Consider the following 26,530-nt stretch of genomic DNA (forward strand, 5'->3'; position numbering starts at 1 on the left):
GCTAGTGTCAAAGAGGGCGACATTAGAGCTTTCTGACGTTTATCTCATACCGCCGATTATTTTAAAATTTTTAACTTAGGGTATTCACCTATGAAACCATTATCTTTAAAGCTACCAACCTCAAAGATCACCACTTTCTCCGCGTTAAACCTCGCTTCGGCTTCGCTATTGGTTACGCCATTGCTGTTTGCTCCTTTATATTCTGCTACTGCTGCGCCTATGGAGATCGATGTCACGGTGGTTGCGCCAAGACAACAAAACCAAGTCGCGTTTGTACCCTTTGCAGGAGACTCGGTGCTATCGCCGATTATTCTCAATGACTTGAGCAAAACAGAGCTAAAAGTCACCAGCAAAGACTTGCCGCAGCAGCCGCATAGTAGCAGCGAGCTGGCAGGTAGCTTGCCGGTCTGGCAAAGCATGGGTATTCCTTATTTGGTGGTGGGCAGTACTCGCAGCAATCGCGGTAAAGTCATCACAGAGTATGAGGTCATCGATGTCAAATCAGGTCGGGTGCTACAAGGCAAGCAAAGCCTCAGCGCTGACAATAACAAAGACAGCATGCGCTATGCCGGTCACGTCATCGCTGATAAGGTGTATGAGCTGATCACCGGTACGCCAGGCGACTTCTCAGGACGCATCGCCTATATCGAAGAAGTCGGCACCGGCAAACAAAAAGTCTCACGCCTAAAAGTGATGGATGCCGATGGCGAAAACGCCAAGACCATTACCGAAGTGGCAGGCTCTATCTTCTCGCCTGCTTGGTCTCCTGATGGCAACCGTATCGCCTATGCTATCCAACGCGACCAGTCTTATCCAGTGATTTATATCCAAAACGTGAGTGGCGGCGGTGCCAGCGCACTTACTCCATTTAAAGGCAGCAATCTTAGCCCGTCGTTTTCGCCCGATGGTAGCAAGATACTGTTTTCTAGCAGTTTTGAAGGCAGCGCGCATATCTATGAGATGAGTACCAGCGGCGGCCAGCCCAAAAGACTGACCAACTGGCCAAGCAGCGAGGTACAGCCAAGCTACGCTCCAGATGGCAAATCGTTTGTGTTTGTCAGTGACCGTGCAGGCTTTAATAAGCCGCAGATTTATCGCTATGAGTTTGGCTCAGGGCGCACGACCAAAGTCTCAAACAGTAGCTACGCCACCAGTCCGCAGTTCAGTCATGATGGCACGCAGATCGCCTTTTTGAGTGGGCGAGCCGCAGCGGTGATGAATAGCAATGGCGCGGTAACAGCTAATTTAGGCAATACGGGCATCGATGAAGCGCCAAGCTTTTCGCCAAATGGTAAGCGTGTGGTATATGCCGCTACCCAAGGTGGCAAAGGAGTGCTAATCATCAAGTCCCTAAATGGCGGTGAGTCCTTTGGCAAGTCTGGTCAAGGCGTGATACGCTCGCCCGTTTGGTCAGCCAGCCCACAATAGACTCTCATATCATCAATCCGATATAAAAACGATACAGCGACTTTATCTTGGCGACTACAGCATCCACAAAAAACGCCTGATAGTTAATCAGGCGTTTTTGTATGCCAGCGAGCTACTCGCTTGGATCATGGCCTGGTGGATTGGCGTGTCTTAATTTGGCAACATCGGCGGCGGTCACCGTATCGGTAAACCCATTAAGATCGCTGACCACATATTGCGTGACAGCAGCCATTTGCTCATCGTCCATCATCATATGAAAAGACGGCATACCGCGAAAGCCATTAATCAAGATATCGATAATATAATATTTTGACTGCATCTTGCTGTTGTTCGCCAGCGGCGGATAATACCCTGCCCCGTACGCGCCTTGACCTTCGTGCATATGACAGCCTGCACAGGAGTCGTGGTATAGCTTTTTGCCATCGGTGGTGACAAAAGCATTGGTGCCCTCAAACTTTGCCTCCCATTTGCTAAGGCTGGCATCTTGCGCCATACTTGGCAACGAGCTGTCATCGACGACGTTGATTTTCGGGGCTTTTAGCTCGTCGCGACTCATATAGACACCGCCCCAACTGCCCGTATTACGGCTGGCTTGATAATCTGGAGCAAGGTCAGCTTCTTGTACACTGGCCACCGTCTCCACATCATCTGCTTGCTGGCTACAGCCCATTACCACCGCGCCACTCATCACACTCAGCAACATCACAGGCAGCATTTTTGATGTTGTATTCTCCCTGATTGTTTTTTTTACGATTGCATTGTCCATGATAGCCTCTGAATTTTATTGTTATCAATATTAACCAAGCATTTTTGCTTTTTTATGCAGGCGATTGGCGGCGTCTATGCCAGATAAAATAGCGCCTTCTTGCCATGCTGGTATATGAGAGCAATGCTCGCCAGTTAAGACGATACGATTGTCTATGCTGCACAGCGTATCGTAGTGCTGTTTGCGGCTAGATTCGCTCCAGATACCATAACAGCCCAAAGTCCACGGAATGCGATGCCAGACCACTGATGTCCCAGCACGAAACTCTTTGGGATACTGTGGGTGGATGTACTTACCATAAGCCAGTGCGACGTTGATACGCTCCTGCGGCGTTAGGGTATTAAACTTATAAGAAGTAGCGCCAAAACCATACGCCCCTAATAAAACGCCTGTACCGTCCTTAAACATATCCTCAGAGGGATAAGCGATTTGGGTAATTGGCATATTGGTATAGGTTAAGCCGCCATAGATCCACTCATCCTCTTCCCAAAAACGGCGCTTAAATTCTAGGCCGACTTTATAAGAAGTATCATAAGGCACCGCCGCCATCGCCTGCTTCATAGGCTTTGAGACATTGATATCAAGCTGGGTCAAAACGGTCAGAGGAATATTGCAGACACACCAGTCCGCCCGTACCGTCTTCACCGTCCCTTCTGGGTTGTTGCTATCTACATAGCTGACCGTCACGCCCGTCTCATCTTGGTGAATCTTAGTGACCTTGGCATTAAATTCGATCATATCGCGGCACTCACGCGTAAAGGCATCGCCTATCTTACCCATGCCACCTACTGGCTGAAACATTGTGGGCTGATGCGCATACGTCATATGATTGCTATAAATATCAGACCACATGCCTGAGTCTAGTATCTCACTCATCGGTAATGGTTTTGAGGGTGTCTCTGTCGGCATAAGCCCGCCGCCTGGCAAGACGCTATAACCGCGGTGTTTGCTGGTGGCATTGCTCGCGCGATAACGATAGTCTTTGTCCAGCACGCCCCAACCTTTTAAGCCCTCTAGTAGCTTTTCTTTATCTTCGGTATTGACTGAGCGATCCAGGCCGCCGACGTTGACCACCTTGGACATCAGCTCTGCGATATTGCCTTGAATATCGTTTTTGACATCCCCTAGGCGCTGAGGGACACCGCCGAAGTGATTGGTCCGATGCAAATAAGCTCGATCATTGGTTTGGATAAACGGCTGCATTTCTACGCCAAATTTTTTGCAGTAATGAAACACTGCATAATGATGGCTCGGTAATCGCCAAGGCCCACCATTAAAATAATTGCCTTCTTCAAAGTCGCATGTCACTTCCGCACCGCCAAGCTCGGTATATCTATCTCCGCTATTTAGTGTCCAGCTACGCCCGCCGCCGCGGTTTTGAAACTCCAAAACCTTGACATTATAGCCTGCCTGACGCAGCTCATAAGCGGCCGTCAGACCACCCAAGCCTGCCCCAAGGACGATAATACTAGCGCCCGGAGGTGCCCCTTCAAGCTCCATGGACTCTTGAAATGTCGACTCAGAGGCAAACCCTAGCGTGGTCATCGCCTGATACATCGCCGTTGCTCCGGCTGTTTTACCGATCATGGAGAGCAATTGGCGCCGTGTTGGGGATTGGAGCATGTCTTTCATAATCATATCCTTAAAGTTGGTGCATGACGGTTCGCTTGTGTTTTTTTGCTCTGTGTGGCACCGCCAGTTTGAGTATTGATAGGCTATTTTCCTATAAAGCTATCAGCTTGGTAGCAGACTGATGATGCTACTATGCGATACTCAACGTGTGCGCGGCCGTCTGCCCTATTATTATTTGTGATTGGTTTTGCTAAATAGTCTGGCGTTACTTAGTGGCATCTATGACAAAAGACAGCAAGGTTACGACTGGCGTCTTTTGCGCATGATGGCTCGTATTATGAAGATGATGAGCAAAATCGCTACGATGATGCCAATAATCGCCAGCAAACCTGCGTATTTTATTAAAAACGGCTGCTCATTCCCTGCTGACGCAATACGTTCGACATCAGCAGCACTGACGTCGCTGTCTGTCAGTCCGCCGAAGTTTACGCGCACATAATTGGCGATACTGGCAATTTGTTCACTATCGAGCTGGTCGGCAAACCCAGGCATAATCGGTGAGGTATTGGTGCTGCCGACTACCCCATGCAAGATGATATTGACAAGCGCGTCAGGGTTGTCACGGCGAATACTGCTCAGACCGACGATAGGAGAATACTGGGCATCCGGTTGACCATAACCATTGACACCATGGCAGCTACCACATGTCGCTAGGTACAAAGACTCAGGCGAATTACTGCTATTGCCCGCATTTGCTTTGGCCTGAGCCAGATAGTCTTTTTGTGCCAAAAGGTCATGAGTGATTGAGTCATTGATAGGGGTTGGCAAGCGTGCCACATCGACAGCTGATACTTTGTCATCTGTCTGCACCGCTGGGATGGCTTTTAGATAAGAGGCGATCGCGCTTAAATCTTCGTGCGTGAGGTATTGCGTACTATGAGTCACGGCCTCGCCCATCGGACCGCCAGCATACGCCCGCTGATCCAGCTCCCCTGTCCGTAGATAGGTGACGATATCCTGCTCACTCCAACTGCCGATACCGCTTGACTCGTCAGGGGTGATATTGGGTGCATACCAATGCCCGAGCTGGGCACCAGATAGGTATTTTTCTTTATCAAACCCCATGGTACTGTTACGCGGCGTATGACAAGTACCGCAATGCTCGAGATTATTGACCAAATACTCACCGCGCTGCTGCGTTGGGCTCAGGCCTTCACGGTTTTCGGTCGATGGCACGTTTAAGAAGTTCCAGCCCAGCATTAGGGCACGGATATTAAAGGGAAACGGCAAATCAGTCTTTTGTTTGGGCGCTTCATCGACAGCGGGCACCGTTTGTAAATACGCAAATAGTGCCTTGATATCTTCGTCCTTCATACCATGATAAGAGGGATATGGCATGGCAGGATAAAGCATATGCGTAGGAGTACGGCCTTTTTGCAAAGCATTTTTTAGGTCTTTTTCGGTATAATCACCGATGCCATAACGTTTTGAGGGGGTGATATTGGTAGAGTAAATATCCCCCATGGGAGTCTCTATGGCGGTCCCGCCTGTATAGTCCTCGCCGTGACAGGCCATACAGTCAGCCGCCCGTGCGATATAAGCGCCGCGATTGACCAGCTCGCTATTGGCGGGGCTGACATTGGGCAAGCTGGCATTTGGTAGGGTGGCATCGGCAACGTTACTGCCTTGCGCCATGACGGTACCAGAGGTCATACCGATGACGAGCATCGATAACATCATAGAAAATGGCTTCATAATATCCTCTTATAGCTGGCATCTAGTTTTAATGATTTGATATTTTTAATTCACTAAGATGTTTTCATTATTGTTATCTTTTAATATTGGCTTCCTGACGTATCTTAAAAATCCATTTTTCCAGTATATTGCGCTTATTTTCATCTTTTACTGATTTTACTGATTAATCTCTGGTCTAAATCAGCGTTATAAATGGTTACTCGATACTCTCTACTCCCTTACTAATGTAAAACTATTTTTCTGCTATTGCTTGCGTAGTAACTTATTACCCCCATTTTTTTACAAAAGTTAAAAAACCACCTGAGCCGACTCGCTTATATTTTTAATAATATACAAAAGCATATTTTATAGAATAGTTTAAAAATATAACAATCAAAAACAATGGTTTACCTTAAACATTCATTTTTATATTTTATTAAAACGCGCCATAATCTTGTATAATACTAAAACACTGGCGTTATTTTTTACTTTAGCCTGCCTTTACTGTACATAATAGATACATTGCTGAATGCTGTATCGCCTATCAGAGCTGTCATACAGTAATATCGCTTACTTATATTTTTCTATGTTTATATGATTTGCGCCGACTTGTTTGTAGTTGGCAGGGCCCTTTTTGAGATTTTATTATGAAGTCACTATTTGCTTTATTGAGCACGATGATGCTGCTATCAGGCTGCCAGTCGTTTCAGTTTGTCGAAAGTCCTATTCCTGTCACCTCTGTGCCTACCACTCTGCACGCTCACGTTCATGAAGCCAAATAAAAACCTCTCTCTATAGTCGATTGGGTATAAAACAAAAAAAGCAGACAACATTGGCTGTCTGCTTTTTGGATACTATAGTCAGTTCGAAATAAAATCGATACACTCATATGCACGTGCAACTGGTACAAATTTTCCTTGCTTGCTGTGTCTACGCTGACAAATGCGGCGCAAAATTCATACCAGCTGCACTGTATCGGTTTTAAAGTAAATTAACTATATTTAAGTTAAGAGAGAATGGGGCGTGTTGAATATTCACAAATAGGCACTGCTGATCGCTAAAATTGTTCCAGACAAGGCGCAAAGCGACGATAATGCAAATGCCTTAGCTAGATTTGCAACGCAGTATGGCGCAATTTTAGCATCAGCCGTAGGGACAGGACTCTTTTTTGCCGCTTCATTGGTAAAAATAGACGCTTAGAACGACTAAACTTACTATTTTTACCTTCGAATCGTCTAAAAAATAGTCTCTGTCAGTGCCATGGTTGAATGTTCAACACGCCCTAATCACTGATGCTCAAACCGACATAATCAGCTTAAAACAACATTGTTAGAAATGTAGGATGCGCCGCCTCTGTGGGAGCAGCACGTACATAAAACTTATACCAGTAGCGCCCTGTCACCTTTAGAATAAATCGACTATATGAAATAAACGGCCATATGATATGGCAAAGCTGATACTAGGGTCTACTATCGGCTGGCTGATGTTTGATAATGGTCTTAGCCAAATGGTTGCCAAACCAAATCGCGGTATCGATATCGCCAGGTCCTGGCGTCGTTTCAGGCGGCCCATCAAGCGACTGGGTCATCAAGCCCAAAAAGCTCGACAAACGGTTGAGGTCTGTCGCTTCGTGCCCCGTTGGCATTAGCGGCAAGCCAATCCAGTTCATACCATGCTGCATCGCATACAAGGATATCTGCTGTAAGACTGCGAGCTTATCCCCGCTTAAACCGCCTGAATTGGCAAAAGCGGCAGCCCATTTGCCCTCCCATTTTCGGTGGTACCAGCGCTTTGAGGTCTCGTCCATAAAAGTTTTGAACTCAGCGGTGACACTGCCCATATAGACTGCACTGCCAAATACCAACAAATCTGCCTGATCGACAAACGCCCAATCGATGTCGTGCACATCAATCGCGCGTGCCTGATCGGCGGGCAACTGAGTACGCGCACCTTGTACGATCGCTTCTGCGACGCGCTTGGTATGACCATAGTTACTATGATAAATAACCGCCATCGTTACGTTAGGCGGGCTTTGGGGAGCGGCAGCTGATGCAGAGGCTTCGGTTGATGTGTTCATACAAACTCTATAATGATAAATAAAAATAAAAAAACGAAAATAAATAAAGGCCAAATCAGTGACCAATCAAACGGCGTATCGTCTATGACATCTCGCCGCCCGTATGGCTCACAGCGCCACGCACGATAATCAGTGCCATCCGCCCAGTCGCAGGCTGCTGCAAGTGGGTTTGCCGACGATAAGAATAATAGTGCGAGTCGGCATAGCTGCAGCTAATCGGCGCTTTGTTTGCTAGGTTCACGCCCGCATGGCTGAGCTGGTCGGCGGCTATCTTAGGCAAATCTAGTGTGATCTTATCTTTACAGGCAGCAGAATTGGTGGTTTGATGCGCCGCTGACGGAGCCACATACAACTGATCAAAACGCTCCGTACTGCTTAGGGTATGCGCAGGTAATGCCTGATTGTCTCGGCATCCTGCCAGTAGCTTGTCTCGCACGCGGCTGTCTACTTCGTAGTTGGCTTGGCTGATACACACCCCTATCCACGCCTGAATGTCTCCCGCCTGCGTAAAGCGCTGCACCGCCGCTGGAATGACACCGCCCGCCAGCCCTTGCCAACCAGCATGAATCGCAGCAATCTGACCACTGGCGGGTTGGTACAGTACCGCAGGCACACAGTCAGCGGTCATGATAGCCAGCCCTAACCCTGCTTGTTGACTGACCATGGCGTCCGCTGCCGCGGGCTGCATACTTAGCGGACAAGCATCGACATCATAAATATGCTTGCCATGAACCTGATTGACCCAATGCAAACGCTTAATATAGCGGCCTTGGGCGCGGTCAGTCGCTAAGGCGTCAACTGGCCTGAGCTGCTCGTTGATGGCCGCCAATACGCGCATGCGGTTGCCTAGTACCCTAACTGCATGGTCATTGACATGCAGGCCTAAATTCAGCGCACCGTAGTTTGCCTGAGCGGTTGATTGCTGGCTTTGATATAAATCACTACTAATATCTGTATCTGTCTCAAGACAAGCGGCCGTTTGAAAGACCACCACATCATCAATGTGTGCCAGCACTGTCATTGGCAGGTTTTTTGTCATAGCAGCTTCCTGTCTCTTAGCACGCGTTAACGATAGCTCGCGTTAACAATAGTATGACGGTTACTCGTCATCGTAACCATCACTTAATACCGAAATAAGCGTTTGCATGTCTTCTGGTAGCGGTGTGGTGACTTCGATATCCTCGCCTGTGGTCGGATGGACAAACCCTAACGCATAGGCGTGCAACGCCTGACGCGGAAAGCTGCTAATCGCTTGACGCTGGGCATCGCTTAAACCTGCGCGTAATTGACGACGCCCGCCATAGACACGGTCACCAACTATCGGATAAGTAATATGGCTCAAATGCACACGTATTTGGTGAGTACGACCCGTCTCCAAACCGACGTCTAATAGACAATAGTTTTCATTCAGCGGGGTCACCTCTAACAAATGAGTTACCGCCTCACGCCCTGCTGTCATCACAGTCATTTTTGTACGCTGATTACGGTGGCGACCGATTGGCGCATCGATACGGCGATGACGTAGCAGGCTTGCCGCATCTCCTGCGACTACGCACTGATAATGACGATAGACAGACTTGTCTTTTAACTGTTCCATCAAGGCCATTTGAGCGGGTTTGGTTTTTCCTATCAGTAGTAGCCCTGAGGTGTCTTTATCGATACGGTGCACCAGACCTGCACGCGGCAGATGGTGCTGCTGCGGATAATGATACAGTAACGCATTGACCAAGGTGCCCGTCTGATTGCCCGCGCCAGGGTGGACGACCATACCGACAGGCTTGTCAATCACCAGCACATCATCGTCTTCGTAGACGACATCGATGGCGATATTCTCTGGTTGATCTTCGCTGTGCTGCTGCAAAGTCGTGGACAGATGCAGCACATCTTCAGCTTTGACACGTACTTTGGGTTTTTGGACTTGGCCATTGTGTAGCAGGCTACCATCACTGATCCAGCCTTGTAGTTGCACTCGCGAAAAATCCGTAAAGACTTGCGAAGCCAGCTTATCAATACGCAGACCAGCCTCGTCTTCTGTGACAGTATGGATCACATTCACCACGGCTTGGTCAGCGGCTGGCGCATCATCATCCTCACTATCGTCAATGACATCACCTTCGTCGCTGTCATCACTCTCTTCATACGCGAATATCTCGCTATCTTCGGGCGCGGCCTCCTCTGCTGCTACACTATCATGTAGCGGCTCATTGAGTGTCATCTGCGTGTCATCAGTTGGCTTACTATCATTCAAAACATCATTTGGCATCGGGTTTGGTGACTCTTGCGCTGTTGAATCAGTCATGAGCGAGTGATTCGATATTGGATGGGTGGAAGGGTTTGTCATAGCATCATCATTCATCATATGGTCATACCGCTGACATGGGCCAATAAGTCGATTTTGTCAGGCGGTCTTTATCTGCTCTCTTTGTTTACTGTGGACATACTTTGGCTCAGATATCCTGTTGACTTCCTCCCCTCCCTAAAGGAGCGGGGATTCCTACTAAAGACGGCCAAGCCCGACCACGAGAATGTTTTTTGCTCCATTAACATCTCTGTTATGGGTCGTTTTACAAGAACGACAAAACCATTCTCTTATACCAAGACCTGATCTACCTTTCGGACTGTCTTGGCGGGAGCCGCAACACGAGCAGGTTTGGGTGCTGTACGTTTCATTGACTTCGATATAGTGGCAACCTGCGTTCGCGCATTTGTAGTCCAGTTGCCGCTTAATTTCAAACCAACCTGCGTCATAGACGGATTTGGCCAGTTTGGATGAAGTGAATGATGTTGATTTAATCTTTCCAACAACGATTAAGTTGTTGGCCTTAACAAGCTTTGATGTGAATTTATGGATCAGATCTTGACGGGTATTTTTAATCTTGGCGTGTATCGCCTTAACTCGCTTTTTGTTTTTAGCACGTTGGGCAATGGCCAGTTTTTCAGCATATTGATGGGTTAGCTTAGTGGTTAGAACATCGCCATTACTACTGACCGCTGAATCCTTACAGCCTAGGTCAATACCGACTTGGCCAGTACCGCACTTAATCTTTGGAAAATCTTTGACGGTGATACAGGCATACCAATGGCTGCGATTGTCTTGTACTAATTCGCACGTGTTGATGCTGTACAGGGCTAGGTTATAACTGTCCCACAAATCAATGGTTAGCTTTTGACGGTTAGCTAAGCTAAATTGCAGGGTGCTTTTTAAAGACTTTTTACCACTTTGGTGCGTACTGATATGCTTAATGGCTGTTTTTTTAAAGGGAATCCAGCCCAAGCTTCTTCTCTTGGCTTTAGGATTATTGGTACGCCAGTTGAGTTTGGCTTTGTTAAACTGTTTACGAGCCTTGGCATGGGTTTCAGAGATGGCTTGTAGGGTTTGGCTGTGCAAGTTTAAATACTCGCCACTGCCTTTGGTATAAGCGGCCAAGTCATAGGCTGAAAAGAATTGACCTGTGCGCTTAAGATGTTTAAAACTAAGCTCATTGACGTAATTCCAGACAAAATTAACCGACCCAGCCAAGATATTGAGCTGAGTGGCGTGTTTGTCTTTGATGCGTAGTTTGAGCGTTTTCATGGATTAATTATGATCTCAATGCGTTTGGTTATCAAGGCATGTTCAATCTTAGGTGACAACGACTGATGCCTGATATTCACGCCCTAGAAGGATATGGTTTTATGGCGCTGGTTGATAAAACCCTATATTAACTGCTTGTTACAGGCTATCATTTGTTCAAAATAATATGTCATTTTTAAAGTGTATCGACTATCACCAAAGCACTGCCCTCACAAAAAAAAGCAAAAACAATATCATCATAGTGTATCATGCTCAGCGCCTAAGCCCTATAGATGCAGTACAGTATCTGTCAGATTTTGCGCCTCATAGGTCAGTCAGTAATATCGCTTAACTCTCTGAAATATAACATGGCTGTAATTTACTGTATATTTGTCATCGTCAGGGGCATTGCTTATCGCTCGCTAAGGCCGCTCATGCTAAACTGCAAAAATCATCGAGGGTCTGCTATATTGTCAGTGTCGAGCAGGCGCAGCACAAGCACGCAGCCGCCAAAATATGGCATGTATGGTGATGGGCATAAAGATAAACCATAGACGAAGCACAAGTTATTATATAAAGTAAGCCATATTTTGCTGTATGCTATGGGGCTGTCTTTTGATATTGGCATGCTCAATAACAGACCATGAGCCGGTGCCTAAGCATCGTTTTTTATTATTAACCTTTTATATAGCATGGTAGCGCCGCTACTATTATGCGTCCTGTGTCGGAGAAAAAGTATGCAAGCTGTTGGCAATACGTTTATCAAACTGTCCTCAATCACCCTACTGGCGCTGAGCGTAAACCTTGTGGGCTGTCAGACCTTTAAAAATCTGACTGGCGGCAAAGACGTCGACGCGGTAGAAACGGCAGAGAAATCCGAGCAAGCTTACTATAACGATGCGATTACTCAGATTGATAAAGGACGCTATACCCAAGCGATCGAAGACTTGACCAATTTGCGCACTTTTTATCCCACCGGTCAGTATGCAGAGCAAGCGCTGCTCGATATGATGTATGCCCAATACGAAAGCGGCAAATATGAGATGGCGGCGGCCAGTGCTGAGCAGTTTATTCGTCTATATCCTTCTAACCCACAGGTCAGTTACGCTTACTATGTGCGCGGCGTTGCCAATATGCAAGGCTCATCTGAGGGCCTTAAACTGTTTAAGCTCAATCAAGCCGAACGTGATACAGCCTACTTCCGTCTGGCCTTTGCCAATTTTCAAGAGCTTATCAACAAATACCCAAACAGCCCATATACGCCAGATGCTGCGCAGCGCATGACGTTTATTTATAATCAATTTGCCGAAAGTGAGATGAGTGCAGCCAGATGGTATATCGAGCGCGAAGCCTATGTGGCAGCAGCCAACCGTGCAAAATGGGTGTTTCAATACTACCCACTCAGCGAATCTATCCCAGAAGCCATCGCTGTCCTTGCTTATAGCTATGACAAGCTTGGCATGACGGACTTGGCAAGTGAATATAAGACGCTGTTGCAGATCAACTACCCCACGTGGCTGACCCGTGATGGCCGCGTGAAGCTAAGTACCAAACGCGACCGTAGCTGGTTCAATAAGTTTACCTTTGGTCAGCTTGGACGCTCAGGCATGAAAGACACCTCGGTGGCGACAGGTGAGTACAATGGCGCAACCAAAACCCAAATAGTGCGCAATGCTCAGCAGCTCAGATTGCCCGCGAACAACACAGCAAATACCAATACAGCGCCAAGCAGCGCATCGACTAGCAGCGCGCCTACCCGTAATCGCGGTATCAATATAGGTCTGGGCTTGCCTGAAGCTGAAACGGAGCGCGTGACCGATCAAGCCAGTACAAGCTCTACCGCCAGAGAAGCAAACGTCGATCCGCAAAACACCAATCCGGTACGCCGTACGACACCCGTAGAATAGGCGGTTTTTTAGCCCACAGTTTCTGACATCATAAAATAAGGTCAACACATTGTTGGCCTTATTTTTCTGTTTTTGTATGATAGCCAGACGCGCATAAACGCATATAGACACATATATCCATCAAAACCACTGACCTATGGTAAACTGTTTTTTGTATGAGCATCCCTAACCATATCCTTGAGCAACTAAACAGCCAAGCTGACTTGATCAGCATCATTGGTCGTCATACCACGCTCAAACGTGCAGGTAATGAGTATAAAGGCTGCTGCCCCTTTCATGGCGAAAAATCGCCGTCGTTTTATGTCAATCCACAAAAAAACATTTATCACTGCTTTGGCTGTGGTGTCGGCGGCAATGCCATCAGTTTTTTGCGTGATTATGAAAGCCTTACCTTTATTGAAGCGGTCAATGAGCTATCCAAACAAACGGGCATTGAAGTCCCGCAAGAAGAACAGCGAAATGTGAGCTATCAGCGCACCAAGCAGCCGCCTACTACTAAATCAGCGGCGCGGCCAATTAGCAAGTCACAAGCTGATAGTCCCTCATCACCACATAGGTCTTTTGATAATCAAGAGCAAACAAATCCTACCCACTATGCCGAACAGCCGGCCCACGATAGCCATGGCTATGACGATTACCCACCCTTAGCCGCCTATGACTTGGCCCCTTATGCAGCAGAGGACTATGGCTCAGACTACCCAAACGACGCCAGCTACCCGCCCGCTTGGCTAAGCGACTCAGATAGTGGTATGGGTTTTGATAGTGTCAACAGTATCAATGACGGGGCGCTTGATCAAGAAGGCAACTTGTACGATCTGCTCGAACAAATCCAGCAGTTTTATCAGCACAATCTGACCACGCATCCGCATGCCAAGCACTATTTTTTGTCACGCGGTATCACAGAGGATACATTTGAGACCTTTGGTCTTGGCTACGCGCCCTTTGGCTGGCAGCACCTTGAGCATCAGTTTCCGCAGGATATCGAAGGCCTAAAAGCCCTAGGACTGGTGCGGCAATCTGAGTCTGGCCGCGACTACGACTTACTACGTGATCGGGTGATTTTTCCAATTCGAGACAACCAAGGGCGCACCATCGGCTTTGGCGGTCGAGCGCTCGATGACGAGGTAAAACCCAAATACATCAACTCCTCAGACTCGCCTGTATTCCATAAGCAGCATGTGCTGTATGGTTACTATGAATCTCGCCAGCAGCGCGCCGACAGCTGGCTGGTGGTCGAAGGCTATATGGATGTCATAGCTCTCTACCAAGCTGGCATCTATGGCGCGGTGGCGTCCATGGGCACCGCCATTAATGAAAGCCAGATATCGCGATTACTAACGCTCAACCCGACCCTCACCCTGAGCTTCGATGGCGATAGCGCAGGGCAAAAAGCGGCTTGGCGCACCCTTGAGGTGGCACTGCCGGTACTCAGTGACGACAAAGAGCTGCGCTTTTTGACCCTGCCCAATGGCCATGATCCTGATACCTTTATCAAGGCTCAGGGCAGCGATGCCATGCGCGAGCAAATCGTAAACGCCATGCCATTGTCGCAGTATATTTTTGCCTATCTCAGTGAGCGCCACGACTTATCCTTGGCAGAAGGCAAAGCCAAGCTGATGTCGCAAGTGCGCTCATTGACCGCGGCATTGCCCAAAGGCAGTAGCTTTCGTTACTTGCTAAACAACGATATTTACCAAAAGCTTGGCGGCAGACGCAACCAAAACAAAGACGCCAAAGATGCGCTGCTAGATTTTGATGGTGAGATGACCATCAGCCAGCAGTTGCAGCTGTGCTTTTTGTTTCAGCCGCGTGCCCTGCTCGATGACCCAATAGAGTCGATTTGGCGGCAGGCAGGTATTCATGATTTGCAGCTACCTGCCCATATCAGACAAAAAACCTCAGCCGATACCTTGCGGCCTTTGGCGTGGCAAGACTTGCAAGATAACGAATTGCTGGATATCGTCAGTACCATCACGCGCTGCTTAAAGTACTTGCCTGCAGATGTAAACGCGGCTGCTCATTTTGTCATGTCCAATGTCCAGCCCGGCACGCAAGAAAACCTAAGCCGTAGCTGGAGCGGTTTTTATCGCGCCTTGACGGCGCGCAATATCTTAAGCCTCGATGGTCTCATTGAAGAGCTGGTCAGCCAGCTACTTGAGCGCAGCATGAAGAAAAAAATACAAGATTTGATAAAAAACCCTGACCATATCAAGCTGGCGATTGTCCGTAAGCAGACCCAACTGCTAAATGACTGGCTACGCGCGCAGCAAGCAGAGCAGTCAGCACAGATGACCACGGTCTAGGGTCGATTGATGTATGGGGGATGACAGTTTTGAAAATGTTATTTTTAAAAATAATGCCTTTAAAAATGCCTTTTTAAAATAATAATTAGACCTGCTAAAAACCGCTGGTTTTTATTAAAAAAGCACATCCCCTTTAAAAGTATGGCCGCCGCCCCCACTACTAGTGATTATGCCAAATAGCCCGCGCACGACTTGATGAGCGGCTAAATAAAAAGACCGCAAATAATCAGTAAAAAACCGTTGGTCACCATCACTACCTCGTGCTTGATGACTGCGATCTGTGGTAAACTGTGGCGCTGCGTATTGACAGCCTTGTTTGCTCTCTGCTGATTGGCAGATGTCTTTAGATAGATTTTAGGGCGCGTCCTCATTTTTTAGCCCATTTGTGTGACTATCGACTGAATTGAGGGTATGTCCTAATACCGATATTGCGTCTTGTTTTAGTACTTGATGTTTTTTAAGTTTTTAGCAAAATTATTGTAGTGTTTTGAGCCTTTATTCATATCCACTCATTTTTGATATTATTGACAACCTCTACGCCATATTTTGATCAATCGATTGATAAGATCAACGCACCCCGTAAGCGATAGCGAGTCACAATATAAAAATGTCCGATGCAAGTAAGCGAGTATTTATGAAAGATAAGTCAGTTTCTCAGTCCACATCTCAACTGGCCACCTTAATCCAAATGGGTAAAGAGCAGGGGTATCTAACCTATGCTGAGGTGAATGACCAACTGCCAGACTCTATTACCGAAAGCGATCAGATCGAAGATATTGTGCAGATGCTGACAGACGTTGGTATCAAAATCTTCGAATCTGCGCCTGATGCCGATGACATCTTGATGAACGATGACTCAAGTGATGATGACATGGCAGCAGACGAAGCAGCGGCAGTACTCGCCTCTGTTGAGACTGAGCCTGGTCGTACCACTGACCCTGTGCGTATGTATATGCGCGAGATGGGCACGGTCGATCTGTTGACCCGCGAAGGCGAGATTGCCATCGCCAAGCGTATCGAAGAAGGTATTCGTGACGTGCAGCATGCCATGGCTTACTGGCCGGGTACGGTGCAGTTCGTCCTTGACGAGTATCAAAAAGTACAAGATGGTGAAAAGAAACTGTCCGATGTCATCACAGGTTTCTTAGATCCTGAAACTGAAGAAGACAAAATTACCGCTCAAGAAGCCAAAGACGCGGCAAAAGAAGAGCGTGAGCGCATCAAAGAAGAAAAAGAAAATCCACCCGTTATCAAAGCCAAGGTCAATGCCAAGGCAGCCGCGCTTGACGATGAGGACGACGAAGACGAAGACGACGTGGAAGAGGAAGCGGAAGAAGAAACCAGCGGCCTTGATCCAGAAGAAGTCCGTCTGCGCCTAGAAGAGATCGAGCACTTATTTATCAAAGCCAAACAAGCCTTGCTTGATTATGGCCGTGGTAGTGTCGAAGCAGATGCTGCCTATGCGCTATTGGCAGAGCGTTTTATGATGCTCAAGCTCAATAACCGCCTATCAGATCAAGTCATGGCCATCATGCACGATGTCTATGACGATGTGCGTAAGCAAGAGCGTCAAATCATGCGTTTGGTGATTCGCCGTGGTCGTATGCCGCGTGATGAGTTCCGTAAGACCTTCCCTAGCAACGAAACCAACGTCGATTGGCTCATTGAGCGTATCAAAGGTAAGCCTGCATTTGCCGGCACCCTAGAAAAAGTCGCCGACGATGTGATTTTATTGCAGCGCCGCATTCGTGACTACGAGCAGCAGCTCGACATGAAAATCCACGACATGAAAGACGTCGCCCGCCGTATGGCCGTCGGTGAAGCAAAAGCGCGCCGCGCCAAAAAAGAGATGGTCGAGGCCAACCTACGTCTGGTCATCTCTATCGCCAAAAAATACACCAACCGTGGTCTACAATTCTTGGATCTCATCCAAGAAGGTAACATCGGTCTGATGAAGGCGGTCGATAAGTTTGAATATCGCCGCGGTTATAAGTTCTCGACCTATGCAACATGGTGGATTCGTCAGGCGATTACCCGCTCTATCGCTGACCAAGCGCGCACCATCCGTATCCCTGTGCACATGATTGAGACCATCAACAAGATAAACCGTGTCTCACGTCAGCTTCTACAGGAGATGGGACGCGAGCCGACGCCTGAGGAGCTAGGCGAACGCTTAGAGATGGACGAAGTCAAAGTCCGTAAAGTGCTCAAAATTGCCAAAGAACCGATCTCGATGGAGACGCCTATCGGTGATGACGAAGACTCGCATCTAGGTGACTTTATCGAAGATGGTACCATCTCAAGCCCTGTTGACGATGCCACAGCAGCTGGCCTACAAGAAGCCACGCGTGATGTATTGGGCAATCTCACCGAACGTGAAGCGCGCGTATTAAAAATGCGCTTTGGTATCGATATGCCAACCGATCATACACTAGAGGAAGTCGGCAAGCAGTTCGACGTCACCCGTGAGCGTATCCGTCAGATCGAGGCAAAAGCTTTGCGTAAACTGCGCCACCCTTCGCGCTCTGAGCATCTGCGCTCTTTTTTAGAGAACGACTAAGCTATCAGGGATATACGGAGTCTAGATAATAGATTTCGAGTATTTGCTAACATAAAAAAGCTGAGTATATCTCAGCTTTTTTTGTGTCTATTCATTGTGTCAGTCTATGTATCGAGGCCGCTTATTCATTATGTCTACTTATTGATAGATACCATACAGCTTTCATTGACTAATCAATAAACCGTCTTTGTACCTCATCATCTATCCTCTCAAAAGCATTTCATTCAAAAAATCATTGCCTTTATGTATTATTGAGCGTATAACCACCTAGCACAGCTAGCGCTGTATACCGATGCGTATCTGGGCGTGATCGACAGCTTGAGTGTCGAGCTGCTGTATGCAGAAGGACTGTATGAGCGGCGTTTTAAAGCCATGCTCATGCTTTATCACACTGCTATTAAACAGCTGACAAAAAAATAGATTTTTAAATCTAGGTCACTTTTATATATGGTTATTTGAGCATCACTTGCTAATGGTGGCTGTTCTCGCCTATCATAGAGCGGATTTACTTTAAACGCTATTTTATCGTTATTATTAAAAAATAAACCTTAAAAACAAACCTTGTCGGGGTGCTTTTATTTTTTTGTCGTCAATCAAAATCATAGCTGAGAGTTACCCGCGAACCTGATGCAGTTAGCACTGACGTAGGAAACAAGCGTGCCGATATATAAGTCACATTGACGCCACAACTTGCCAATCTATGTTATTTAGACTGGCAAACGAGTCATGTCTTTTCACCTATGCGCCCTACGCTTTGCTTACTGGTATTTTATAAAGGTAAGTAAAAACCATGAACTACCAAACACTACGTCACCGCTGCCCCACGTGGGATGACTATATTCAGCATGACTTTGTCAAACAATTGGCCGACGGCACCCTCGCCCCTGATAGCTTTCGCCACTACCTTGTCCAAGACTACCTATACTTAATTCACTATGCTCGCGTGATGGCACTGAGCGTGTATAAGAGCGACACACTGGCACAAATGCGCGTCGGTCAAGCAGGGCTAAACGCCATGCTCGATATGGAGATCGGCATGTATCTAGACTTTTGCCGTCTTTGGGATATCCCTGTGCACGAGGTCGAGGGTGCGCCTGAATCTGCTGTTACCATCGCCTATAGCCGCTATATATTAGACACTGCCATGTCAGGCTCTTTGGCGGCGCTGTATGCCGCGATTGCGCCTTGTCTGATGGGTTACGGAGAGATTGGCAAGCGCATTAAAGAAGCTGGATTTATCGCCGGCAACCCTTATCAGCCTTGGATTGATGTTTTTTCTAGCGATGACTTTCAGGCCATTACCGCGCAAAATGAAGCACAGATTGACCTGCTATTGGCAGATGCCAGCACAGCACAGGCCGATAAGTTCCAGCGCTTATTTGACACCGCCGCGCGGATGGAAGTCAGCTTTTGGCAGCAGGCGTTGGACTTGTCTTAGACTGTATTTTTTATAGTAGGGTTCACCGACTTTAAATCAGCGATAGTCCTACTCGCATCGTATCTTATACATTCATGTTATTTAAGATTGATGATAAAACAACAACCACCCTCAAGGAGAGATTTTATGGCAGCATTTGATGAGCACGCCAGCGCATACGACAGCTGGTTTTTGGACAACCAAAACTTACTGGCCAGCGAGCTAAAGCTAGTGGCGCACTTTTTGGATAAGGACAGTGAGATACTGTCTATCGGCTGCGGTAGTGGTCTGTTTGAGATGCTACTGGCCAAGGATTATGACATCCACATCAAACACGGCATCGAGCCGTCAACAGATATGGCAAAAATCGCTGAAAAACGCGGCTTGCAAGTAGATATCAGCCCTGCCGAAACCAGTGAGATTGCGCCCAATAAATTTGACATCATTATGTTTAACGGCAGTGTCAGCTATATCAGCGACTTGGACTTATGTATCAAAAAAGCCTTTGACGCGCTAAAGACTGGCGGCAAACTTATCCTCATTGACGTCCCAAAAGAAAGCGGCTTTGCCAGTCTTTATAATCTGGCCAGTGCGGTAGATAGCTGGGCGCATCCCCTGCTCGCGCACATCTCCCCTGCCAACCCCTATCCTATCGAGCTGGTCCGCTCTGCCAATTGGCGCACCTCTGATGAAAAAATCAAACTGATGCAGGCTAATGGCTTTACCGACTTGCAATACGCGCAGACCCTACTGACCCACCCTATGTATGCCAATGACCAAGTGCAAGAGGTCATCGAAGGGTATGATCGCGGTGATTATGTGGCTATTTGTGGGTATAAAAAGTAGCTGTGGCCAAAGACACTTGAATAATACCAGCTGCGCCATCATAAACAGCACAATGTATTTTTATAACAGCGAGGCAAGATTATGAGTGACGACCCAAAAGATAACGGCCAAAACCCGACTGCTCACCGAGCGGTCAATGTCACTAACCTAACCCCTAATGACGGTGTGCTAAAAGGCAAAAAAACCGATATCCAAAACCCAGAGCTGTGGGACTTTCCGATGAACTACCCGATGAGCATCATCGGTCATGAAGGCGAGCATGAGACCTTACTGAACGAAGTCAAGCTTATCCTCGGTAGTCAGTTCCCTGATTTTGATTTGGCCTCGATAGATGTCAAACCCTCAAAAACAGGCCGCTTTCACTCAGCACGCGTCAATCTGTATCTGACCGAAGCTGAGCAAGTAAACACGCTGTATGCTGCTCTTGATAGTGCCAAGACTGTCCGCATGGTGTTGTAGGGCTTTTCGTCACGATAAGCGCTGCTAACCGACGAGCTGATGGACTTTTAAAAAAACCAGTCCGTTTTTCGTCTAAATCGTCACTCATATGAGTGGCGATTTTTTATGGTCTGCTGTACAATCTGCATCCGCATCGTGCAGCTGCAAAACAAGGCTATAGATCAATTTTTTGGGCGGCAATAAAAAGTAAATGTCTACCACATTTTTACAAAAAAAATTATCCACGAGGCTATTCGCCCCTAACCCTTATGCCATCACCCTTTGCCCAAATTGGCGGCATCGGCAACCTCTTAGCAACATAGATTGCCACTAAAATCAATATAGCATTTTCAAAAATTTCCCGCTATATTGTGCCTACCTACTAACAAATACGCTATATGTAGTGCTCAGTGAATTTTTAATTTACTACGAGCAGCGGTAGAGTTTTGCCTAAAAAAACACCCTACCACCACAAGACAGCTATAGCGTCATAAAGCATGCCAGCGGGCTCTTTCCGCTTTGCATCACAATAAGCAATCAACTTAAGAGGGCAACATGACACACATCGACAAGATCAAAGTGACCAAACGTGACGGACGATTAGAGCTTATTGATTTGGATAAAATTCATAAGGTGATCGAATGGGCCGCGCACGATTTAGATAATGTGTCTGTCTCACAAGTTGAGCTAAAGTCGCATATTCAGTTTTATGAAGGCATCAAAACCCGTGACATTCACGAAACCATCATCAAGTCTGCCGCAGATTTGATCTCTGAAGAAACGCCTGATTATCAGTATCTGGCCGCGCGCCTTGCTATCTTTCACTTGCGTAAGATTGCGTATAACAAATTTACCCCGCCGCACCTATTTGATCATGTGACGACTCTGACAGAGGCAGGCAAATACGATGAGCATATCCTAGCCGACTATAGCCGCGCAGAGTTTGATGAGTTAAACGAGTACATCGACCACTGGCGCGATATGAATCTTGCCTATGCCGCGGTAGAGCAAATGGCAGGCAAGTACCTCGTACAAGACCGTGTCACCAAGCGCGTTTATGAAAGCCCGCAGTTTTTGTATATGCTAGTCGGTATGTGCCTGTTTGCCAACTACGACAAGGCCAGCCGCTTAAGCTATGTCAAACGCTTTTATGATGCGACCTCACAGTTTAAGATTTCCCTACCGACGCCTATCATGTCGGGTGTGCGCACGCCATCGCGTCAGTTTAGCTCGTGCGTCTTGATCGAATGCGGCGATAGCCTAGACTCTATCAACGCCACCACCAGCGCCATCGTGCGTTATGTGTCACAGCGCGCTGGTATCGGCATCAACGCTGGTCGTATTCGCGCCCTTGGCAGCCCTATTCGCGGCGGTGAAGCGCAGCATACTGGCTGTATTCCATTCTATAAATTATTCCAAACTGCGGTGAAGTGTTGCTCACAAGGCGGCGTACGCGGCGGTGCTGCAACGCTGTTTTACCCACTATGGCATCTAGAAGTTGAGTCGTTACTCGTCCTCAAAAACAACCGCGGCGTCGAAGACAACCGCGTCCGTCATATGGACTATGGCGTGCAAATCAACAAAACGCTATACACTCGCCTGATTAAAGGCCAAGACATCTCGCTGTTTTCGCCCTCGGATGTCCCAGGCTTGTATGATGCGTTTTTTGAAGATCAGGACAAATTTGAAGCGCTATACACCCAGTATGAGCAAGACCCAAACATTCGTAGCCGCCAGATCCCAGCGGCAGATCTGTTCAGCCTGATGATGCAAGAGCGCGCCAGCACTGGTCGTATCTATATCCAAAACGTCGATCATTGCAACACCCATAGCCCGTTTGACGCGACCGTCGCACCGATTCGCCAGTCAAACCTCTGTATGGAGATTGCCTTACCGACCAAACCACTTGACAACATCAATGACGAGACTGGCGAGATCGCCCTATGTACCCTATCGGCGGTTAATCTAGGTAAAGTCGAGAGCGTCAGCGACATCGAAGAGCCAGCAGAGCTGATCGTCCGTGCACTAGACGCCCTACTCGACTATCAAGACTATCCAGTCAAAGCCGCTGAAAACGGCAGTATGCGTCGCCGTACCTTAGGTGTGGGCGTGATCAACTATGCGTACTACTTGGCCAAAAATGGTGTGCGCTACTCAGATGACTCAGCATTGGGTCTGACACATCAAACCTTTGAAGCACTACAGTACTATCTGCTAAAAGCCTCAAACAAACTGGCCAAAGAGCAAGGCGCCTGCCCTGCCTTTAACGAGACCACGTACTCGCAAGGTATCTTGCCGATTGATACTTATAAAAAAGACTTGGATAACATCTGCCAAGAGCCACTACATCTCGATTGGGAAAGCTTGCGTCAAGAGATCACCGAGCATGGCCTGCGCAACTCTACCCTAACCGCCTTGATGCCGTCTGAGACCTCAAGTCAGATCGCCAACGCCACCAATGGTATTGAGCCACCACGCGGTCTGGTGTCTATCAAAGCCTCAAAAGATGGCATCTTAAAGCAAGTCGTGCCTGAGATTGACAAGCTAAAAGGTCAGTACGAGCTACTATGGCAAATGCCAAACAATGATGGCTATATCAAGCTGGTCTCTATCATGCAAAAGTTCGTCGATCAAAGTATTTCGGCCAACACCAACTACGATCCGGTGCGTTATGAAGGTGGCCGTGTACCGATGAAGATATTGCTTAAGGATTTGCTAAACGCATATAAATTAGGCGTTAAGACGTTGTATTATCACAACACCCGTGATGGTGCAAACGACGCGCAAGCGGATATGGAAGATGACTGCGCTGGCGGGGCTTGTAAGATTTAAGGTTCGATTATCCAGCTCTCTCATTCAATTAAGAGAGCTGGGTAGATATTTCGATTTAGTAAAAAAAGGAGGGAAAACAGCAATATAAATAGCAAAAAACTTCTAAAACTAACCAATAGAGAGGTAAATTAATTATGGCTAAGAATACAGGCCGTAGTACTCGCAAAGGTTCGGTAAAAGCTCGGACTCAAATGAAGCATCCTAGTAACCCTAAGCATTCGCTTAAGAGAGACGCTACTACAGGTCAATTTATGAGTGGTATGAAAGGTAGTTATAAAGGAGTCGCACAGGAGGTAGATAGTAGAAGATAAAAATGGCATTGATGATACATCACCAATGCCATCGGAGATATTGAATACGCCAATATTCAATATCAGGAAGTTGAGACTATCGACTTTCACAAGTGGTAAGAAAATAGAATAACGTTCCGTTCTTAGGCAGCTATTCTAATTTAAAACTTATCCCTTGTCCAAAGAAACCGTGAATTGATAGTCGCAAATGTTTCAGCTCAGGAGAAATGAGCATGGAAAAATATCGTGATATCGGTGGTAACTCTGGTATAAGCGCATATGAGGTCGGTGACGATTTCATAATTGTGCGTTTTAAAAAAGGTGGTATGTATCTGTACAACTATTCAATAACTGGTTCTGATCATGTTAACAAGATGATAGAGCTAGCTAGAATAGGAGATGGACTTAACGGATACATAAACTTAAATACTAAGTACGCTTATGCTAGGAAAACAGCATAGGTGTTTAGTCTGACCTTCATGGTTTAGTGTTAGGGTGCTTCGACACCTTAGCACTATTAAGTATGAGTTGCTAAGAGGGATAAAAATTTGAATATTTCAGTGGGCAAAAAGCATTTTTTGAGAATTAATACTTGGGATGATATTTATAAAATGAGTGGATATACTGACTCATTAGATCCTAAGAAGGAAAAATTAAAGCAAGTTATTAATAAGTATGAACTTCCAAACAAGGGTAGATGCGGTTTATCAAATTGTCGCACACCTCATAATATTGGATGTATTGTTGAAACTGAATCTGGTAGGTTGACTAATTTAGGAAACGTCTGTGGCAAGAAGTATTTTGGAGAAAACTTTACGTCTTTGAGCAATAAACTTAGCAAAGAGATTGATTACGCAAACAAAATCGAGAATATAAAGTTAGCTAAATTGAATATTGCTGAAAATTATAGAAAGTTAAATGAAATAGAAGCTGATTGGAAGAAGATTGAGAGCGTTTATAGAGCTATAAAGTCCGAAGGTCTTGATGGGCTATACGACAAGCTAGAACAAATGAAATATAGTAAGAGCTCCATTATTGCAATACAGCGCAGAGCTACAAAATCGGAGATTGAGCTTGAAGAGGTTAGAACAGGAAAAGACGTTCAAAATCCTTTCTATATATCTGACAACTTAGGTGATTTAAAAGGTCTAAACTATCTTACTGATAGAATCAAAATTAAAGCCATCATTCTAAACAATAAAATAACTCTTAATCGTTTGAATGATTTTGATGAAAACAAGACAACTCTCAAAGAACTTAGCAAAATGATCAAAGAGAATGAAAAATTAGACGATAGTGTTCGTGAAGCACATAGTATTATTGCGGATGGCTTTAAGTTATTTAGTGCAGATAATATGAGACAATTTACGCCTTTGATAAGTAGTAAAAGGCATAGAAAGTTAAAAAGATTTTTAAATTGTTGTTTTGAAAGCTAATAAGCCTAGGTCAAGCGAGTCTTTCTTAGTTGTAGGGTGCGCCTCGCGCACCCTACAACTTACACCTAAACAAAAGAACGATTAAGTAAAAGAAAAATGCCCTAACAAGGTCATTTAGCCCCGACTATAGCGGTATCCTGCCAACGCTGATGGCGTTGCAGTCTCTGGCTGGACGTAGTATCGAGACAACAGGAATACGATCAGACACGATAGACTGCACGCCAGCGGCTAGGCAGATACAAGCGGTAGGCGGGATTGGCTACTAAAATATTTAATTTAACACAATAACAATTAAGACCCAATTTTCGTGCTAAAATTAACCCTATATTTAGAGCCATAATTTTAGTGGGAGAATAAATCATGCAACCGATATTTGCGACACAGACAGCCAGTATCTCAGAGCTTAAGACCAACCCTTCAGCACTCATTAAACAGTCGGATGGTGAATCTGTGGCTATTTTAAACCACAATAAACCCGTGGCTTACTTAGTTTCCACAGACATGTATGAGCGTATGATGGAAGCAATGGACGATATGGCACTTAGCCAAACCGTTAATGCTCGCATGAATGACGGGCAGACACCGATAAAGGTTACATTGGATGACTTATAGTCTTGAATTTCATCCTTTAGCATTAAAAGAATGGAAAAAGCTAGCGCCCAGTATTCAGCAGCAGTTTAAAAAAAAGCTGCAACAGCGACTAGCAAATCCGCGTGTGCCTGCGTCAAAACTTTCAGGGCATCCAGATACCTATAAAATCAAATTACGTACTGTAGGCTATCGTTTGGTCTATAGCGTCAAAGATGATGTCGTGGTGGTCTATGTGCTGGCTGTCGGCAAAAGAGAAAACAACAAGGTATATGAAAACTTTGCAGTACGCCAGCCATAGCTTAAGTACAATCAAAAAAACCCTTTAACTTTACCGCTATAATTAAAACACATAAAGAATAAAAATGACGGAGGTCATAGACGTGCAATATACCGCAATCATCAAAGACGGTGGCTTGTTTATTCCCAATGTATTTTCAGACCTAGACGACGACCGCGCCCATGTCGTCCAAGTAACCGTTGATATGGCAAGTGTTCGCCAGCAGTTAGATACCGATGACGCGCCAAAGCCTGTGGCAAAAGCGCCCAAAAAAACCACCAAAAGAGCCAATAAAAAGGCTGAGCAAAAACCGCCAAAAGACACCGATGACGACGGCATAAGCACCGGACGCAAAAGCGCAATCGACGAGCTAGATGCCCTAGATGATGCAGAGCTAAGCGAGATACTCAAAGCCTATATGAATGACGGACAAACCCCAGAACAAATATCGCTAGAAAACTTATAAAACAATCAACTCCATATAAACCAACAACCGTATTACT

The 26,530-nt window shown here is 46.4% G+C and carries 21 protein-coding genes; 14 read left to right on the plus strand and 7 right to left on the minus strand.

Going from position 1 to position 26,530, the window contains the following annotated elements; translation table 11 throughout:
• Positions 1 to 90 precede the first annotated feature (90 nt).
• A complete protein-coding gene (locus tag ACNFVB_RS08185; RefSeq protein ID WP_430737155.1) occupies positions 91 to 1,428 on the plus strand; it encodes a translocation protein TolB in 1,338 nt (445 codons plus the stop codon).
• 112 nt (positions 1,429 to 1,540) lie between these two features.
• Here ACNFVB_RS08185 and ACNFVB_RS08190 read toward each other — a convergent pair whose 3' ends face one another.
• The 3 genes from ACNFVB_RS08190 to ACNFVB_RS08200 form a co-directional block, all read right to left on the minus strand.
• Complete coding sequence (locus tag ACNFVB_RS08190; RefSeq protein ID WP_430737156.1) at positions 1,541 to 2,194, minus strand: c-type cytochrome; 654 nt, start codon at positions 2,192 to 2,194, stop codon at positions 1,541 to 1,543.
• Between the two features lie 30 nt (positions 2,195 to 2,224).
• Entirely contained in the window at positions 2,225 to 3,826 is a 1,602-nt protein-coding gene (locus ACNFVB_RS08195; RefSeq protein ID WP_105246059.1) for a flavin monoamine oxidase family protein, read from the minus strand.
• A 240-nt stretch (positions 3,827 to 4,066) separates the two neighbouring features.
• The gene (locus ACNFVB_RS08200) at positions 4,067 to 5,521 is read right to left on the minus strand and encodes a c-type cytochrome (RefSeq protein ID WP_430737157.1); all 1,455 of its coding nucleotides are present in this window, start codon (positions 5,519 to 5,521) and stop codon (positions 4,067 to 4,069) included.
• Between the two features lie 626 nt (positions 5,522 to 6,147).
• Between ACNFVB_RS08200 and ACNFVB_RS08205 the strand changes: the two genes are divergently transcribed.
• Complete coding sequence (locus tag ACNFVB_RS08205; RefSeq protein ID WP_265089355.1) at positions 6,148 to 6,282, plus strand: hypothetical protein; 135 nt, start codon at positions 6,148 to 6,150, stop codon at positions 6,280 to 6,282.
• Positions 6,283 to 6,959: 677 nt separating this feature from the next.
• Here ACNFVB_RS08205 and ACNFVB_RS08210 read toward each other — a convergent pair.
• From ACNFVB_RS08210 to ACNFVB_RS08225, 4 genes are all read right to left on the minus strand, one after another.
• Positions 6,960 to 7,577: a flavodoxin family protein gene (locus tag ACNFVB_RS08210; RefSeq protein WP_198336077.1), complete on the minus strand. Its 618-nt coding sequence runs from the start codon at positions 7,575 to 7,577 to the stop codon at positions 6,960 to 6,962.
• Positions 7,578 to 7,659: 82 nt separating this feature from the next.
• Positions 7,660 to 8,616, minus strand: coding sequence for a polyphenol oxidase family protein (locus ACNFVB_RS08215; RefSeq protein WP_430737158.1), 957 nt, complete (start codon positions 8,614 to 8,616; stop codon positions 7,660 to 7,662).
• A 60-nt stretch (positions 8,617 to 8,676) separates the two neighbouring features.
• Positions 8,677 to 9,918: an RluA family pseudouridine synthase gene (locus ACNFVB_RS08220; RefSeq protein WP_430737159.1), complete on the minus strand. Its 1,242-nt coding sequence runs from the start codon at positions 9,916 to 9,918 to the stop codon at positions 8,677 to 8,679.
• Between the two features lie 156 nt (positions 9,919 to 10,074).
• The gene (locus tag ACNFVB_RS08225) at positions 10,075 to 11,151 is read right to left on the minus strand and encodes an RNA-guided endonuclease InsQ/TnpB family protein (RefSeq protein ID WP_430737160.1); all 1,077 of its coding nucleotides are present in this window, start codon (positions 11,149 to 11,151) and stop codon (positions 10,075 to 10,077) included.
• 716 nt (positions 11,152 to 11,867) lie between these two features.
• On the opposite strand from ACNFVB_RS08225, the gene ACNFVB_RS08230 reads away from it, so the two are divergent.
• The 12 genes from ACNFVB_RS08230 to ACNFVB_RS08285 all read left to right on the plus strand — a co-directional run bounded on the left by ACNFVB_RS08230 (position 11,868) and on the right by ACNFVB_RS08285 (position 26,493).
• Positions 11,868 to 13,037: an outer membrane protein assembly factor BamD gene (locus ACNFVB_RS08230; protein WP_430737161.1), complete on the plus strand. Its 1,170-nt coding sequence runs from the start codon at positions 11,868 to 11,870 to the stop codon at positions 13,035 to 13,037.
• Positions 13,038 to 13,192: 155 nt separating this feature from the next.
• On the plus strand, positions 13,193 to 15,340 hold the full coding sequence (locus ACNFVB_RS08235; protein WP_430737162.1) for a DNA primase: 2,148 nt from the start codon (positions 13,193 to 13,195) through the stop codon (positions 15,338 to 15,340).
• A 634-nt stretch (positions 15,341 to 15,974) separates the two neighbouring features.
• Complete coding sequence (rpoD, locus tag ACNFVB_RS08240; RefSeq protein WP_430737163.1) at positions 15,975 to 17,900, plus strand: RNA polymerase sigma factor RpoD; 1,926 nt, start codon at positions 15,975 to 15,977, stop codon at positions 17,898 to 17,900.
• Positions 17,901 to 18,690: 790 nt separating this feature from the next.
• Positions 18,691 to 19,338 carry a thiaminase II gene (gene tenA / locus ACNFVB_RS08245; RefSeq protein WP_430737164.1) on the plus strand — a complete coding sequence of 216 codons (648 nt, stop codon included), beginning with the start codon at positions 18,691 to 18,693 and terminating at the stop codon, positions 19,336 to 19,338.
• Between the two features lie 126 nt (positions 19,339 to 19,464).
• Positions 19,465 to 20,163, plus strand: a complete 699-nt coding sequence (locus ACNFVB_RS08250; RefSeq protein ID WP_430737165.1) for a class I SAM-dependent DNA methyltransferase — start codon at positions 19,465 to 19,467, stop codon at positions 20,161 to 20,163.
• Positions 20,164 to 20,244: 81 nt separating this feature from the next.
• Positions 20,245 to 20,622: a YbeD family protein gene (locus ACNFVB_RS08255; RefSeq protein WP_105246079.1), complete on the plus strand. Its 378-nt coding sequence runs from the start codon at positions 20,245 to 20,247 to the stop codon at positions 20,620 to 20,622.
• A 534-nt stretch (positions 20,623 to 21,156) separates the two neighbouring features.
• The gene (gene nrdA, locus ACNFVB_RS08260; RefSeq protein WP_430737166.1) at positions 21,157 to 23,433 is read left to right on the plus strand and encodes a class 1a ribonucleoside-diphosphate reductase subunit alpha; all 2,277 of its coding nucleotides are present in this window, start codon (positions 21,157 to 21,159) and stop codon (positions 23,431 to 23,433) included.
• Positions 23,434 to 23,956: 523 nt separating this feature from the next.
• Complete coding sequence (locus ACNFVB_RS08265) at positions 23,957 to 24,184, plus strand: hypothetical protein (RefSeq protein WP_430737167.1); 228 nt, start codon at positions 23,957 to 23,959, stop codon at positions 24,182 to 24,184.
• A gap of 87 nt (positions 24,185 to 24,271) precedes the next feature.
• Complete coding sequence (locus ACNFVB_RS08270; protein WP_430737168.1) at positions 24,272 to 25,159, plus strand: hypothetical protein; 888 nt, start codon at positions 24,272 to 24,274, stop codon at positions 25,157 to 25,159.
• A 360-nt stretch (positions 25,160 to 25,519) separates the two neighbouring features.
• Positions 25,520 to 25,771 carry a type II toxin-antitoxin system Phd/YefM family antitoxin gene (locus ACNFVB_RS08275; RefSeq protein ID WP_223332932.1) on the plus strand — a complete coding sequence of 84 codons (252 nt, stop codon included), beginning with the start codon at positions 25,520 to 25,522 and terminating at the stop codon, positions 25,769 to 25,771.
• Positions 25,761 to 26,048, plus strand: a complete 288-nt coding sequence (locus ACNFVB_RS08280) for a type II toxin-antitoxin system RelE family toxin (RefSeq protein WP_430737169.1) — start codon at positions 25,761 to 25,763, stop codon at positions 26,046 to 26,048. Before ACNFVB_RS08275 ends, ACNFVB_RS08280 begins: the two co-directional genes overlap by 11 nt.
• Positions 26,049 to 26,112: 64 nt before the next feature.
• A complete protein-coding gene (locus ACNFVB_RS08285; protein WP_430737170.1) occupies positions 26,113 to 26,493 on the plus strand; it encodes a hypothetical protein in 381 nt (126 codons plus the stop codon).
• The last annotated feature ends 37 nt before the right edge of the window (positions 26,494 to 26,530 follow it).

This window comes from Psychrobacter sp. VH5 (assembly GCF_050572635.1).
Classification (GTDB): domain Bacteria; phylum Pseudomonadota; class Gammaproteobacteria; order Pseudomonadales; family Moraxellaceae; genus Psychrobacter; species Psychrobacter celer.